General features: G+C 39.9%; 13 protein-coding genes. 10 read left to right on the top strand and 3 right to left on the bottom strand.

Translation table 11 applies throughout. The features are described from left to right. Positions 1-520: 520 nt before the first annotated feature. The 3 genes from G504_RS0100085 to G504_RS0100095 form a co-directional block, all read right to left on the bottom strand. Complete coding sequence (locus tag G504_RS0100085) at positions 521-895, bottom strand: hypothetical protein (protein ID WP_019668082.1); 375 nt, start codon at positions 893-895, stop codon at positions 521-523. Positions 896-1,101: 206 nt separating this feature from the next. Beyond that, a complete protein-coding gene (locus tag G504_RS19745; protein WP_169336889.1) occupies positions 1,102-1,245 on the bottom strand; it encodes a hypothetical protein in 144 nt (47 codons plus the stop codon). 321 nt (positions 1,246-1,566) lie between these two features. After that, positions 1,567-1,842, bottom strand: a complete 276-nt coding sequence (locus tag G504_RS0100095; RefSeq protein ID WP_019668084.1) for a hypothetical protein — start codon at positions 1,840-1,842, stop codon at positions 1,567-1,569. Positions 1,843-2,823: 981 nt separating this feature from the next. Here G504_RS0100095 and G504_RS0100110 point away from each other — a divergent pair. The 10 genes from G504_RS0100110 to G504_RS19575 all read left to right on the top strand — a co-directional run bounded on the left by G504_RS0100110 (position 2,824) and on the right by G504_RS19575 (position 15,468). Then, the gene (locus tag G504_RS0100110) at positions 2,824-5,451 is read left to right on the top strand and encodes a LuxR C-terminal-related transcriptional regulator (RefSeq protein ID WP_019668087.1); all 2,628 of its coding nucleotides are present in this window, start codon (positions 2,824-2,826) and stop codon (positions 5,449-5,451) included. Positions 5,452-5,516: 65 nt separating this feature from the next. Continuing rightward, entirely contained in the window at positions 5,517-5,780 is a 264-nt protein-coding gene (locus G504_RS18085; RefSeq protein WP_019668088.1) for a hypothetical protein, read from the top strand. A gap of 228 nt (positions 5,781-6,008) precedes the next feature. Further along, positions 6,009-6,803, top strand: a complete 795-nt coding sequence (locus G504_RS0100120; RefSeq protein ID WP_157472961.1) for a hypothetical protein — start codon at positions 6,009-6,011, stop codon at positions 6,801-6,803. Between the two features lie 463 nt (positions 6,804-7,266). After that, positions 7,267-7,476 (top strand): hypothetical protein, encoded by a 210-nt coding sequence (locus G504_RS19865; RefSeq protein ID WP_205619648.1) that lies wholly within the window; start codon positions 7,267-7,269, stop codon positions 7,474-7,476. Between the two features lie 61 nt (positions 7,477-7,537). After that, positions 7,538-9,232, top strand: a complete 1,695-nt coding sequence (locus G504_RS18090; protein ID WP_205619649.1) for an amidohydrolase family protein — start codon at positions 7,538-7,540, stop codon at positions 9,230-9,232. A 21-nt stretch (positions 9,233-9,253) separates the two neighbouring features. Continuing rightward, positions 9,254-10,900 carry an amidohydrolase family protein gene (locus tag G504_RS0100135; protein WP_019668092.1) on the top strand — a complete coding sequence of 549 codons (1,647 nt, stop codon included), beginning with the start codon at positions 9,254-9,256 and terminating at the stop codon, positions 10,898-10,900. A gap of 88 nt (positions 10,901-10,988) precedes the next feature. Beyond that, on the top strand, positions 10,989-11,519 hold the full coding sequence (locus G504_RS0100140; protein WP_083930681.1) for an HdeD family acid-resistance protein: 531 nt from the start codon (positions 10,989-10,991) through the stop codon (positions 11,517-11,519). A gap of 366 nt (positions 11,520-11,885) precedes the next feature. Beyond that, positions 11,886-13,460: an amidohydrolase family protein gene (locus tag G504_RS18095; RefSeq protein ID WP_019668096.1), complete on the top strand. Its 1,575-nt coding sequence runs from the start codon at positions 11,886-11,888 to the stop codon at positions 13,458-13,460. A gap of 133 nt (positions 13,461-13,593) precedes the next feature. Further along, complete coding sequence (locus tag G504_RS0100160) at positions 13,594-15,228, top strand: amidohydrolase family protein (RefSeq protein WP_019668097.1); 1,635 nt, start codon at positions 13,594-13,596, stop codon at positions 15,226-15,228. Positions 15,229-15,303: 75 nt separating this feature from the next. Further along, positions 15,304-15,468 carry a hypothetical protein gene (locus tag G504_RS19575; RefSeq protein ID WP_019668098.1) on the top strand — a complete coding sequence of 55 codons (165 nt, stop codon included), beginning with the start codon at positions 15,304-15,306 and terminating at the stop codon, positions 15,466-15,468. Positions 15,469-15,657 lie beyond the last annotated feature (189 nt).

Genomic DNA, 15,657 nt, shown 5'->3' on the forward strand with positions numbered 1-15,657 from the left:
GGTTTCGCAATGGATATGCAATCCAGTAGTTCTAAAACTAAAAAATATCCGGCGCCGGAGGTCGCCGGGGATTTTCTAACTGCAGTAGCGGTTTCCCAATGGATATGCAATCCAGTAGTTCTAAAACTAAAAAATAACCGGCGCCGGAGGTCGCCGGGGATTTTCTAACTGCAGTATCGGTTTCCCGATGGATATGCAATCCAGTAGTTCTAAAACTAAAAAATAACCGGCGCCGGAGGTCGCCGGGGATTTTCTAACTGCAGTATCGGTTTCCCAATGGATATGCAATCCGGTAGGGCCCACATCAAGCAAAAAACCCACGCCGACCGGCGTGGGTTTTTATATTCACGGAGAAAGTCAAATTTCTATTTGAGGAATGAAGTGAACATCCAATTTCTTTTTTCCAATACTCTCAGAAAGTCTGTCAGAATTTGTTCTGTGGCAATGTCACCAGTATCAAGAGATGAGCCTATGGCAGACATCATAAGTTCTATACTGCAAAGATTGTAATTATTACGCCTTAAATCTTTAAAGGTTCTTTATTTGTAAGATTAATATCCTCCAATAATTGATCCGTAAACTTAAAATGTCCTTTGGTAGTAATAATTTTAAAAACGGCTGCATTCAGACGACTATAGGTATCCAGCAATAACCATTTTGACTTTAAAATGCTGGGTTTGTCTAATTTAAGACTGATATCGAAGTAGTGCTTTATTCCGTTCTTCACGGCTGATATGTCCGGCACCATATTAGACCCTGCACCTTTCTTTAAAAAGGTCTTTGGAGTTTCGTAACCTGGCATATCGGCCTTGATATTTTCAAAACCCTGAGCTTGAAGATGATTAATTGATTTTTCTAAAATTGCTATGTTTTCTAATTTCTGTTTTCCAATCATACTTTTAATATAAGAGAATCTGTAGAGTATCCAAATTATAATTGGGTTTTTACAAAATATTCTTAAATCCCTTCCATGAACAAGGATACATTTTATACGGTTCTTTTTTGATGGTATTCCGTACGAAAGAAGTTTCGGTTGATGGTAATAATAAAGCCATACGCTTCCTGGTATGGCCTTTTAATTTAATGAAGAAAAACAGACAATTACCTTTTGTTTTGTTGTTCTTTAATGGTTTCCTTATCAATATCAAACTTATTGGTATCAATGTTGATATTCCCTGTAGGATTGGTAGGATTGGTTTGTACTACTTTTCTTTTAAATTTTCTTTTGTCTCTTATATTTCCCATAATATTTTTTTTAATATTCATTTATATACTATGGGTTGAGGGGAAGAATATCAAATATTCAAGACTAAAATTTTGTTAATATTAGATAAGGGGATCTAAAATCATTGCGGGTATAATCCACCAATTTTATCTTGTAAAATTGCATGGCCTTGTTTTTTTTTAGATATCTGTTATTTTTAGGACCATCTATCTACTCACTGCAGGAGTGGTTTCGCAATGGCTCACCGAATAGGATGAGGTAATCCGGCATTCGGAGGGAAAATAAAAATCTGATTAGAAAAAAACCAAAAAAAGAATGAAAACTAAAAAGGCATACAATTTTCACACATTTAATAAGCCTACTCCTATTTTTTGAAACCAACCGCCTATATCCGATTCGTCAAAGCCTGATGCCTTGTCAATTCCAAATTCATTATAAAACCCTTTTCCAAAATAATTCTCATTGTGACCAGCCGTTCTTTCCACACCTGACACTTGAATATCCTTAGATTTCACCTCCACAATTTTTCCGGTCCAGTCAAATCGGGGAAACTTATAATTTTCAAAAGGGGTGTCAATATGTATCTCCAGATTTTTGTTTTTAAGTATATGTGTCATTTGGAGAAAGAGGATTGATTAAAAATGTTGGAACCACTGTTCTAATAGGCAGTCAGATGATAAACAGCTGGAACTCTTTTATTAAATCGTTTGTTAAATTGCATTTTTAATTTCTATGAATGTACTACGAAATATAGGGGGATTATAAAAGCTCTTTTACGAGTTCAATTAAATGTGATTATGATTCTTTAATAAAGAACCCAAAAAGGTAAACTTATCCGAAAAGTTTTAGGGATATTTGATGATACTGTTTCGCATAAAACAAGTTGGCATTAATATTCATAGCCAGCACCACATTTAACAAAAAAGTTTATGGTTTTATAAGTATCATATGTGCATTATAAATATTGAAAATGTACCAATCAAAATGAGAAAAATAAAACAAATTTTTCATCTCATGAGTTATCTTCAGTATCCTGCTATGATAACAGGGCTATTTTATACTCTTGAGCCATATATTGATGGGGGTTAACGTTGATTTGGAAAATCTCAGTAATGCGCCTGTATTTGTTGGTTTGGGTATTAGTTTATCTACTTTGCAGGACACATCTAAAACTCAAAATAAATTATTCAAACTGATCAGGAAAAATCCAATTAAATAATTATCTGTAGATAAGATTACACTTATGTTTAATTTATAAACAAATAACTTTAACATAATGTTCTTACATTTACCTCAAATTAAACCTTTTCTTTGTTGAAATTTCGATAAGAGCTTAGTTTATATACCCTGATCTGGAAAAGGCGATTAAATAAGCATCTGTAAACAAAATTACACTTATGTTTAATATTTAAACAGATAACCTTAACTTAACGTCATTAATTTGTATTTTTCAATCAAAATCCTTTTATTTAATATACGAGGTATTAGGTTTTATCTTTTTCACTAAATTAAATCATACATACCTTACCACCCATTTTGATTGAACAAGTTATTATAAATAGGTATTAATAATTGGATATTAACAGTTACATAGTACAATGTTTCTCACTAAACTAAAGCGGCCAATCCTCACTCCAGATCTCTTTCCAAGGCCACATCTTTTGGAAGAATTGGAAAAAAAAGCTTATTTGCCTTTTCTATTGGTCTCAGCACCTGCCGGGTATGGCAAGAGTGTGCTAATAAGTCAATGGCTTGAAGTGAGTGGAGGTGATTATACCTGGATATCCCTTGAAGAGAGTATGAATGATACAACTACCTTCTTAAGCTATTTTACTGAAGCGATTAAGATAGTTAGTCCTGATGAAAAACAAAGTTTAATAAGGCTGCAGAATGAATACAAGTTTCTTACATGGGAAATAATTATTGAGAAAATTGTTAAAATAACTAATAAGTTCCAAGGAAATTGCAGGCTGATTCTTGATGACTATCATTTGATACGAAATCAGCAGATTCACGAGTTGGTCCAGGCCCTCATCAATGAAAATACCGGCAATTTGCTAGTGGTAATCATTACCCGGTGGGACCCCCCTTTTACATTACGTGGACTACGGTTATATCAAAAGATGTTCGAAATCAGGATGCGAGACCTCAGATTTCAGGAACATGAATTAACTGACCTCCTAGTTAGGAATAGTATCAGCCTCAGTGCTGACGAAATAAAAGAACTTACGGTCCGGACAGAAGGTTGGATCCTGGCTATCAGGATGATGATAATAGCGAAGTCGTTTACGAATTTGGTTGATGAAAAGATGGGATCCGAGATGCTGACTACTGATCTTGACGAGCTGTTGGATCACATTAGCCAAAACTTAGATCCGAACTTTATTAGGCAGATGCAACTTTGTTCTCTCTGCGATCAATTCAATGCAGATCTGATCGACTCGATTTGCACATATGCCTTTAAAGGTGCATGTAATGCAGATATTTTCCTGGCTAAATTAAAGGATTTAAATTTTTTCCTTATTCCTATCCGGGATAATGAAACCTGGTATAGATTCCATCATTTATTTGGGGACATTCTAAAGAGGCATCTGGAAAAAAGCGAACCCAATATCATCATACCTCTTTACCTTCACATCAGTTCGTGGTTTTCCGGCAAGGGTATTATTGATGAAGCCATCCGTTACGCTATCAAGGCAAAAAATTACGATTTGGCCTGTGATCTGATCAGTGAGCACAAGACGCGTATTCTGGATCAGGGTCAATGGTGGGTTGTGCAACGGTGGCTGGAAAATATTCCTGAGCATATGCGAAGAGGCAATATGGAAATGCTGCTGACGGAATTAGCCATTGCTGAGGAAACCTATAGCTTTAATGATGTTTCTTACATATTGGGTATCCTGGAATCACTGGATATTGAGAACACTGAAGCAAAGATCTATTCACAGTACCTTTACCATTTGGGTTATTATTTAACCTTTCTTAATCCAAACCCTGAAAAAGCCTTAGAAGCTCTCGAACGTTCTAAAGTTTTATACAAAGATGAAAGTGTATTATTTGGTGCGCGAAGGGAGTTATTATTGGCCATCGTCAGGCAGATGCTGGGTAAGTCTGCTTTAGCATTGGGGATGCTTGACGATATCGACAGGTCTTATAAGCATGCCTCTATAATGCATTTACGCTCTTTACACGCAAGGATATTTGTTTACATGCTCTCCGGGGAATTTTCGCATGCTTTAGCGGCATCCGAAAAATTTCATTTCATAACAAAGCAAGTTAAATTGAATTTTTTTGAATTGAATGCTTATTATTTATTAGGAAATAGTGCCTTTCAGATCTTAAATATACCTAAATCCCAACTGGCCTTTAAAGAGCTCCTGGGTTATGAAGGGATTCTTAATTACAGGATGTTTTTTGATGCGTTAGCAGGAGTTACAATATTAAATGCGCTAAATGACGATAACAAGACAATGGAGTCATTCCTCAACGTGATGAACTGCATGGTTTTAAAAATGAAAAATCCAATGTTTCAATTGTATGAACGTTCGGTCAGGGCCAGAGTCCACTTAATTAAAGGACAAGGCAATAAGGAGCTGGAATGGGCGCAAACGGACTGGGTTGAACAGAGCTCGGAAAAGTATGCCTTCTTAATTGATGTACCTGCCTTTACAAAGATCCGAATCTTAGTCAATTATGGTTCAATTTATCAGGTGAAAGAAGCGCTTAACGTCCTCGCTGATGTCGAAGCATTTCTAGACAACCTCCACAATAGGTATCATACTATAGATATCGAGTTCCTAAAAGCCATGGCCTTATTTCGTTTAGGTGACACGGCAAGCGCAAAGGAGTTTTTGGAAGAGGCATTACTATTAGCTGAAAAAAGCGATTCAATAAGGCCTGTTTTAGAAGCTTATAAGGTTATGCCAACTATATTTAACATCCTGGACCACTCCACTTCTTACCGTATTTTAACCCGTATAAACTTTGTTTTCGCAAACCAAAAATCACCTGTTAAGTCTTTGAGTGATTCTAATGAATTATCACTTCGTGAACAGGAGCTTATAGGACTTGTCGCTAAGGGCTTTATGAATAAGGAGATTGCAGAACAACTTAACATATCTACAGTAACCGTGAAAAGCCACCTTACAAATATCTACAGGAAGCTTAAGGTTCCAAATCGCACAACTATGCTCAGGAAAGTCGGGGAACGTAGTGCGTTATTTTAAAAACCCTACCTTTTTGCGACTTAAGTATTATAGTTTTATATCTTTCTTCTCAGTAGTTTTATATCATGGACAATCAGGAAAAAACCCCCTCGAATATTTCATTTATTGACCAAAATACGATTTACCAGATAAGGGTAAATGGTAAGATCACTTCTTCCCTTATAAATATTGTTGATGGTATGCAGATACGGCAGGAAGCCGAAGCAGATAATTTAAGTCTGATCGGATGGCTGCCAGACCAGTCGGCTCTGCTTGGATTATTGAATGGACTGGATGAAATCCACTATGAGATTTTGTCAGTAAGCCTTTTACCAATTATACGATCATAAAAAATTAAAACTTTTTAATCAAAAGCTCGTAAGGCTCAAAATTAAGGGACCCGGAAATAATGAGGCTGCAAATCAACTTCATACCTCTATGGTAACCGTAAAAAGCCACCTGATCAAAATTGATTTATCTTAGCCTACAAAATCGGACCTTAATTTCAAGAATAATTCCGGATCAAGAAAATTATTTTGAAAGTACTGAAACAAACCAATAAACATAAATTAATTAAAGTGAATTTAAAATTCAATATCCTGATTATCTCACTCGAGCTGATACCGATAAAGAAGTCATGTTTGACCATTATTTTTGCAAGTATCTCTTTCTTAACTTTCCTGGATACAAGGGCTCAGCAATTTAATACCGACAACTACCTCACCATGCCTTATGGTACTGCCACAATTCTCCTGACTACCGGGGGGCGAAACGCAGGGATGGCAGCGTCTTTTGCTTTAGCTCCCAAATGGGAATTTTTTGCCCAGGCTTTCTTGTTTTGGGAAAATGAAAAAGAGTTAGCCCCTCAGCATTTTAATGTTCTGGGTTATGCGAAATACATGTTCTGGGTCAACAAAGAAAATAATGGTGGAGGTGGTGCGTTTTTGGGATTCGGAAAATCTCCCGGTTATTGGGAGCAAACCGAATTCTTAAAATCACATCAAAATATTTGGACTGCTGTGCCAATTACGCTTCCTCTTTTCAACAATACCATTTCATGGGACATCATGCCTGGCGCAATTTTTGACTGGAGCAATAGTGAGTCAGGTGATCCGGCCTGGGGCTTTACTTATTCCACACGAGTTGCTGTTTACAAGATCATTCCCAAAACAGCTATAGTTGGTGAAGTCTACGGGACATCGGGATCCGCCTATTCCGCACCGGAATACAAGATTGGGCTCCGGTGGGAACCTAATAACACCATAGTACCTGCAATTACCTATGGTCGTGCTTTAGACGGAACATCAGGGCCCCGATTAGAAATAGGCGTACTCATCTTTTCCCCTCAATTTTTAAAAAAACCATTGAAATGATCATTGAAAAAATAGGCCGAAGATGCTCCGTTTTTTTCTAACCAAAACCAATTAATTTCGTCATAAGGCCTCTTTGAAACTATTACAAAAGAAAACGAAAAAACAACTAGCTCAGAGGGCAAATCTTTAGATATCCTATTTTTTCATTATAACTGTTATTTCTTGCCAAAAAGAAACTAATCCGCTAAAAATGGTCGGCTTAATATGGAATAAATAATGACCATAATTATTTACAACTTTGGATTCTTAACAAAACCGAAGCTCAAAGCAATACTAAAAGAATATAGACGCATTTCTGCTTCCATAATCATTCTTCAAAACTGATTAATGATTAATTATCAGTAGGTAAGCACTCAGTTATACTACTTTTTTGCGACTTAAGTATTAGATCATTCCTTACCCGGTATTTGTACCTTGGCCTTATATGTTAAAGATGCATTCTCTTATAAGACCTGATCATAATATGGCATCAATTTACCACATTATTATAAAGGGAAAAATTACAGCTTCCCTCAGACATGTTGGCAGGAATATGCAGATCCGTCAGGAAGAAGAAAATGTTATAGATATTATTGGCTGTTTACCAAACCAATCAGCCTTACTCAATTTACTAAGTGAATTGATCAACATCCGTCAAGAAATTATATCAGTACAAATTTTAAGTACCACATAATTTACAAAATGAAAAAAACACATCCAGTAATAACAACTATAAACATTTATTCTTTAAAACCATGAAACACAATTTACTAATGCTATTGATTTTCTTAGCATCGTTATCCTACGGTCAACAGAAAACAACTACAAATGAGACGTATGACATAGTCATATTAAACGGTCGGGTTATGGATCCTGAAACCATGTTCGATGCTATCGCCAATGTAGGGGTCACAGACGGAAAAATCGTTGCGATAACGAAATCTCCAATTAAAGGTAAAGAGACCATTGATGCTAAAGGGCATGTAGTGGCTCCCGGGTTTATTGACACCCACTATCATTCAATGGATGTTTTTAGTACTAAAATGGCACTTCGAGACGGTGTAACTTCCGGGATGGACCTTGAAGCCGGATCATTCAATGTTAAAGGATGGTATGATGAAAAAGCAAAAACGGGTTGGCAGGTAAACTATGGTACTACTGCAAGTTTATTGTGGACAAGAATGGCTATTCATGACCCTGAATTAAACATGGTTGGTACAATGGATTATACAGAAGCAAGACCATACGTTGCCAAAGCTGCAGAAGATGGCGTTCAGGGTTGGGCAACAACAAAATCAACCTTGGACCAAATGAATACAATGATGAAAATATTAGATGAAGATCTAAGACAAGGTGCAATAGGTATGGCAGCTCCTGTTGCTTATATAAGTATGGGAACAAGTAGTTACGAAGTTTTTACGGCTCAAAAAATAGCCGCTAATTATGACCGTATGACAGCTTCTCATACCAGATATCATTTATTAAACGAAACACCTACGGAAGCACCAATAGCTTTTGATGAGATGTTTACCAATGCCATGTTGTTAGGCGCTCCATTTTTAATTTGCCATAATAATGATTTTGGTTGGTGGGAAATAGAAGAAAAATTGCAATTGGCCAGAGCAAAAGGTTTGAATATGTGGTCAGAGTACTATCCTTACGCTGCTGGAGCAACAGCAGTTACTGCAGATTTCCTGAAACCTTCTGAATGGGTAGAAAAGCGTGGTTTCAAATACGAAGAAACCATCTTCGACCCTATTGATAATGCCTACCTTACCAACGAAACCTATGCCGCATTGATGAAAAAAGAACCGGGAAGATCGGTTGTCGTAGTATTTCCATACCGCAAGCCCTGGTTGAAAGATTTTTTAACAATACCTCATATGACTATAGCAGCTGATGCCATGGTTGGTGTGGGTCCCGATGGGGAATCATTACCATGGGAAGCGGATTGGAAGGATTATAGAGGCCATCCCAGAACGGCTGGTACGCGTGGTACAGCGTTTCGTATGGCTCGTGAACAAGGCGTTCCTTTAATGTTTACGATTGCACAATCCAGCTATTGGGCAGCTTTACACCTGGGTGATGCAGGGCTTGAGGCTATGAAGCAAAGAGGAAGAATTCAAGTGGGAAAAGTTGCAGACATTACCATTTTTAACCCTGAAACGATCACCGATAATTCTACTTTTAAAATAGGGGAAAATGGCTTTCCTACCACAGGTATTCCTTATGTGATTGTAAATGGTGTTACAGTAGTAAAAAACAACGAAGTATTACCTGTAAAAGCTGGTCAAGCAATTCGTTACCCAGTTGAAGTTAAAGGAAGGTTTACGCCGATTGATAAAGAGGATTGGAGGGTGAAGCATACTATTGGCGTTAATCCGGGTCTTTCAACAATTCCTGTTGATGATGACTCTGGTGCAGGGGCATTGCTTAACAAAAAAGAATAACAATAATTTAAAATAGACTAGATGAAAAAATCACTTTTTACACTATGTATTACCGCACTTCTTTTTAGTAGCTGTAATGAAACAGCTACTAAAAAAGGCCCAGATCCCAATCAGGAATTTGACGTGGTCATCTTAAATGGTCGTGTCATGGACCCGGAAACCAATTTTGACGGTATCAGAAATGTTGGGGTCAAAGATGGCAAAATAGCCATCATTACAGAGGCGGACATAGCTGGAAAAGAAACCATAAATGCCGAAGGACACGTCGTTGCACCAGGATTTATTGATACGCACCAGCACGCCACAGATCAATTTAGTCGCAAGGTTAATTTACGTGATGGCTTGACTACCCAAATGGATTTTGAAGCAGGTGCCGGAGATATCGCGAAATGGTATGCAGAGGCCGAGGGAAAAACCCAGGCCAACTACGGTATGGTAGTACTCGCAACGCTTGCCCGGGCAACGGTGCTGGACGGTGCTGAAATAGTGGCTGACGCAAATGACATGGGCGGCCTGTTCCCTTTGGTAGGTCGCGCGGCCGAAAACGCCGAAAAACAGGGGCGTAAACCAGGGTGGTCGTCAACGCTTCCAAATAAAGAAGAAATGACCAAGATTATGGCTCGTATTGATGAAGGTCTTCGCCAGGGCGCTTTGGGTGTGGGTGCTCCAGTGGGTTATATGACCGCAGGAGTTACGCAGTATGAATTGTACAAATACCAGGAGATGGCATCAAAATACGGTCGCGTTTCGGATGCTCATGTAAGATTTGCTGGTGTCAGACCTCCAACAGAAGGGCAGTTGGGAATTCAGGAAATGTTAGCCAATGCTATGGTATTAGATGCACCTTTTTTGGCTTCTCACCTAAACAGTAATATGGACTGGGAATACACCATTCCTTTGATTAACGATGCCAGAGAAAAAAGAGGGGCAAAAGTATGGGGTGAAGTTTACCCATATGGAGGTGCCAGCACCTTTGCCTCGGCAGATGTTCTCTCAACGTCGGGCATGGCTCAGATGAATTTAAAATATTCAGATATTACTAACCTTGATGGCACCCCTTGGGATAAGGCGATGCATGATGACGTTCGCAAGAATGATCCGGGCAGAACGGTTTTGGTTTACATCAATCCTGCTGAGGACGAACCTAAATGGATGGCACAGCCGGGCGTAGTAGTTGTTTCAGACGGTATGGCTATCATAGATGAAAAAGGCGAATACTACCCCTGGGATTCACCATATGAAGGAAAAACATGTCACCCACGTAGCGCAGGTACCCGCGCCAAGGTATTGCGTATGGTACGTGAAGATAAAAACCAGACTTTGATGGATGCCATTTCCAAGATGAGTTACCTGCACGCCAAGTATTTAGGCGAATTAGGGGGTATCCCTCAGTTTAAGACTAAAGGTCGCATACAGGAAGGAATGGATGCGGATATCGTTGTTTTCGATCCGGAAACCGTGAGAGATAATTCAACGTACGAGGTAGGCATGGGAGCTATACCCTCTACAGGTATTCCTTATGTATTGGTAAATGGAGTTACGGTTGTTAAAGATTCTGAAGTGCTTAAAGTTTTCCCGGGAAAACCTATTCGCTTCCCTGTTGAAGAAAAAGGACGCTTAGATCAAATAGAGATTGAACCAAGGGTGTTTGATCCAAATCAATCATAAAATAATTAAATCATCTCAGGATGTGTTTTTCCAAAAGCTAAACACATCCTGAAATACTAAATAAAATTAATTCAAAAACCAATTAAATATGAAAACATTACAAAAATTATGGTGGTTCACCCTGTTAAGAGGGATTATACTATTAATACTCGCATTTTTTGTATTTCGCCATCCGGCGAATGCACTCATGGGAGTGGCTATCTATATTGGGATTAGCTTATTGATTACAGGAATATTACAGACCGGAGCATCCATTGGTTTTAAAGATTTATTTCCCAATTGGGGATGGGTACTGGCCGGAGGTCTACTTGATATTGTATTCGCTTTTGTGCTCTTATCAAACCCGGCACTTACAGCAGCCTCATTACCTTTTGTTATAGGCTTCTGGATTATCGTATCCGGTATCATGTCTTTTGCTGATTCTTTTCAAAGTAAAAAAGAAGGCAATTCCCTTTGGGGATTAAGTATGCTTGGCGGTGTGCTTTCTGTGATTGTTGGTTACTTTATTATGAGTAATATAATAGTGGGAGCACTTGTTATCACTACTTGGATGGGTATTGGATTTCTGATCATTGGAATAGTGAATATCGTTGTTGGATTCAAATTAAAATCACTTTAAACCGAATCACTAACATTTTAAAATAGCTCATGAATTTGAAAAATTCATTATTAGTATCCATACTTTGTATTATCAGTTTAGGGCTTTTCGCTCAGGAAAAGCCCAAACAGATAACCCTTTTTACCAATGTACAAGTATTTGATGGCACATCCGATTAACTGATCAAAGCGGATGTTTTGGTTGAAGGAAACCTCATCAAACAAATTTCAATAGAAGGAGCATTTGTAGATATTATCATCGTCAATGGCGACGCAACTAAGGATATAAAATTACTAATGGATGCCAATAACATTGGCTTTATTATGAAAGATGGGAAAACTTACAAGAACACAATTAAATAAGTAAAAACTGATAAACAACAATTTTATGAAAAACAATCTCATTATTTTGTTTGCTTTCTTGGTAGCGTTCTCGTACGGTCAAAAGCAAACCATTTCAAACGAAACCTATGATTTAGTCATATTAAACGGCCGGGTTATGGATCCTGAAACCATGTTCAACGATGTCGCCAATGTTGGGGTCAAAGATGGGAAAATAGCTATTATTACCGAAAGTGACATTAAAGGTAAAGAAATGATTGATGCCGCCGGACATGTAGTTGCGCCTGGTTTCATTGATCCGCACACTCACAATGTACCAACTCCATTTGGACAAAAGCTGGCCTTGCGAGATGGTGTTACAACTGCGTTAGAATTAGAATTAGGAGTACTCCCAATTGATTTTTGGTATGACAGGATGAAGGGGAGGTCACAAACAAATTACGGAGCCACTGCCAGTCTAGAAGCTGCTCGGGAGATGGTGCTCAACCCCAACTATAAAACCAAAGATGGAGCGCTTATCAATGATAGCGGTATACAGGACGAGACGCATTTAACCATGGCGTGGTCCAAAGGTATTGCTACCGACCAACAGGTTGAACAGATAATCAATTTAGTGGAAGAGGGATTAAAGCAAGGAGGTCTTGGTATTGGATATACACCTGGTTATATGGTAAAAGGTGCGAGGTCTGAGGAAGGAATTGGTGCTCAAAAGTTGGCAGGAAAGTATGGGCGTTTCGTTTATTTACACGGACGTTTTTCGGGACAACTCCCACCAAATGACGGTTTAACAGGTACACTACAACAGCTTGGTGCCGCTGAGGCATATGGTGGAGGTTTAGTAATCGCTCATATGACAGCCCAGACCTTGAGTCAAACAAAACAAGCACAGGCGCTCATTGATGCTGCAGCTAAAAAAGGCATTCCTGTAAAGTCTGAAATCTACGCTTATACCTATGGTTCTACAATTGTTGGTGCGGACTATCTTCAACCAGATAATTACCAAAATAACATGGGGCATGATTATAAAGATATTACCAATATTTCGAACATGCAGCCTTTAACAAAGGAAACGTACGAGCAATTGATGAAAGAAGCTCCATTAACCAACGTCACCTTTGAAAATGCCACTAAGGAAGACTTATATTGGGCGCTTTCGTACCCAAATTCCATGATTGGAAGCGATGCGTTTCCGGGCGTTTCTAAGTCGGACGGCTCGTTACCTATAGATTGGGATACACCTTATGAATCTATAAATGCGCACCCTAGAGGTGCAGGTACCCACGCTCGAATTTTAAAGTTAGTACGTGAAGAAAATCTAATGCCCTTAATGTTGGCGGTTTCCAAGATGAGCTTCATGCCAGCTAAATTTCTTCAGGAAAACGGTGTACCCCAAATGGCGAACAAGGGGCGCATACAGTTAGGAAAAGATGCAGATATTACCATTTTTGATCCAGCTACTGTCAAAGACAATGCAACACCTGCGATGGGTACTTTGCCATCTACTGGGATTCCTTACGTTATTGTCAACGGCACTGTCGTGGTTAAGGACTCTAAGGTTTTGAAGGATGTTTTTCCCGGCCAACCAATCCGGGCAGCAATTCAAGAACAGAAAACCCCATGAAGATATTGGATTAGTGACAAATACAGAAAATTTGAAAATTAAAGACGGAAAAATTTATAAAAACAGACTTGATGAATAACAATTATAATATAACTATTAGAACATAACTATTAACTATTAAATTTTTAAACTAATGAAAAACAATTTAATTATTCTACTTATACTTTTGGTATCGTTTTCATGCGACCAAAAGAAAGCTGATTCAAACGAAAGCTACGATTTGGTCATATCAAACGGCCGTGTCATAGATCCGGAAACGGAGTTTGACGATATCGCAAATGTGGGTATCAAAGACGGTCGCATCGTCGCGATTACAAAAGAGCCACTGACGGGTACAGAGTCTGTGGACGCGACAGGAAAAATCGTTGCGCCCGGATTCATTGATACCCATTTCCACTTTCAAACGCCGATAGGCTATTCCCTCGGGTTGCGCGACGGGGTGACCAGCAGCATGGATTTTGAGATGGGCTGTGCGGGATCCTATATCGCAGACTGGTACGAAGCGCGTGCCGGTAAGACCCAGGCCAACTATGGTATTGCGGTGAGTCACGAGTTTGCCCGTGCAATGTTCATAGACGGTTCAGACGGCGCCGATTACCTGAAAGAAGGCCCCATCGCGGCTTACACAACCCGGGCGAAAACGGGCTGGAGCCAAACACGTCCGACCCTGGAACAGGGCAACGCGATTCTGGAAGAGCTCGACAAGGGCCTGCAGGCTGGTGCCGTGGGTATCGGCAGCACCGTGGGGTATATGAGAGAGGGCGTCTCTTCACGGGAGATGTTCGAGGTGCAGAAAGTCGCAGCACGCTATGGCCGCCCGACAGGTGCACATACACGCTATACGCTGGGTAACGACACCCAAGAGAATAACGGTGCACAGGAACTTGTCTCCAACGCCCTGGCGCTTGGCGCCCCGGCGATTGTGTTGCACTTCAACAACTCCGGCTGGCGGCTTGCACACCAGATGATTATCGAGCTTCAGGAACAGGGCCACAATATCTGGGGTGAAATCTATCCCTACGCTGCGGGTTCCACCACGATCAATGCTTCATTCCTGGAGCCTGAGAGCTGGATCGATGTATTTGGTAACCGCTATGAAGATACCATGCTTGATCCGGTCACGGGTGAGTACTATACCCTGGAGACCTACAAGGCCACGGTCGCATCCGAACCGACCAGACCAATCGTTATTTTCAAGCAGCCCGAAGAAAACGAGGCGAAGTGGCTGACATTGAAGGGCGTGACCATGGCCAGCGATGCAGTTGGTGCCACGCCGTACCTCGCCGATTGGGATTTCCCGATGGACTCACTTGGCGGCACCCACCCCCGTACAGCTGGTGCCCGAGGCAAAACGATAAGACTTGGACGGGAAAACAACATCCCGATGATGCAGCTGATGTCGATACTCAGCTACACCGCTGCCAAGCATATGGGAGATACGGGACTGAAGTTCATGCAAGAGCGCGGCCGCATCCAGAAAGGCATGGTTGCCGATATTGTGGTGTTTGACCCTGAAACCTTCACGGACAATTCAACGTACCAAAAGGGCGCTGTCCCTTCAACGGGCATGAAAGCGGTAATCGTCAACGGTCAGGTGACCGTGCGTGACGATGTGCTGGTTCCTGTTTTTGCTGGTCAGCCGATCCGGTTTGAACCGGAAGACAAGCCGCGCTTCGAGCCAATCTCGGTAGAGTCGTGGAATGCCCAATTCTCGACCGGTATGCCAGATGACTTCTCGTATGCTTTCCCTGAGGGCAAGAAAGACTGATCGTGACATTCTCGCCCGAAGGGGCGAGAAATTTTACGATTTGACCCATAATAATGAAGGTAATGATAAACGCTGATGAAAGATTTTATAAAAGTGACTGCTAAGAGAGAGAATACTGGTCAATCAATCCGTTTTGAACCTGAAGCAAAGGGGCGTATCGAACCAATATCAGTTGATGCCTGGAATGAGAAATACACCACTGGAATAATTGAATTGGACGCAAAGTATCATAAACAATAAAACCAATTTTTTATTAAATAACGTGAGTTCGATGTAAATCTCAATGATGAAAAGTATTTATTTTTTTGATAAACAGCATTCTGTCATGTCGACAGAGTGAAGTATGAGTGACGAGACATCTCATAAGGATGAGATTCCTCCTCGTACCTCGTTCGGAATGACATCGTTCTTATATTGAAATTATTTAAA

The organism is Eudoraea adriatica DSM 19308, assembly GCF_000382125.1.
GTDB classification, from domain to species: domain Bacteria; phylum Bacteroidota; class Bacteroidia; order Flavobacteriales; family Flavobacteriaceae; genus Eudoraea; species Eudoraea adriatica.

Coding starts and splice junctions, on each gene's coding strand:
- G504_RS0100085 (WP_019668082.1), bottom strand. CDS start 895: ATGATTGGAAAACAGAAATTAGAAAACATAGCAATTTTAGAAAAATCA.
- G504_RS19745 (WP_169336889.1), bottom strand. CDS start 1,245: ATGGGAAATATAAGAGACAAAAGAAAATTTAAAAGAAAAGTAGTACAA.
- G504_RS0100095 (WP_019668084.1), bottom strand. CDS start 1,842: ATGACACATATACTTAAAAACAAAAATCTGGAGATACATATTGACACC.
- G504_RS0100110 (WP_019668087.1), top strand. CDS start 2,824: ATGTTTCTCACTAAACTAAAGCGGCCAATCCTCACTCCAGATCTCTTT.
- G504_RS18085 (WP_019668088.1), top strand. CDS start 5,517: ATGGACAATCAGGAAAAAACCCCCTCGAATATTTCATTTATTGACCAA.
- G504_RS19865 (WP_205619648.1), top strand. CDS start 7,267: ATGGCATCAATTTACCACATTATTATAAAGGGAAAAATTACAGCTTCC.
- G504_RS18090 (WP_205619649.1), top strand. CDS start 7,538: ATGAAACACAATTTACTAATGCTATTGATTTTCTTAGCATCGTTATCC.
- G504_RS0100135 (WP_019668092.1), top strand. CDS start 9,254: ATGAAAAAATCACTTTTTACACTATGTATTACCGCACTTCTTTTTAGT.
- G504_RS0100140 (WP_083930681.1), top strand. CDS start 10,989: ATGAAAACATTACAAAAATTATGGTGGTTCACCCTGTTAAGAGGGATT.
- G504_RS18095 (WP_019668096.1), top strand. CDS start 11,886: ATGAAAAACAATCTCATTATTTTGTTTGCTTTCTTGGTAGCGTTCTCG.
- G504_RS0100160 (WP_019668097.1), top strand. CDS start 13,594: ATGAAAAACAATTTAATTATTCTACTTATACTTTTGGTATCGTTTTCA.
- G504_RS19575 (WP_019668098.1), top strand. CDS start 15,304: ATGAAAGATTTTATAAAAGTGACTGCTAAGAGAGAGAATACTGGTCAA.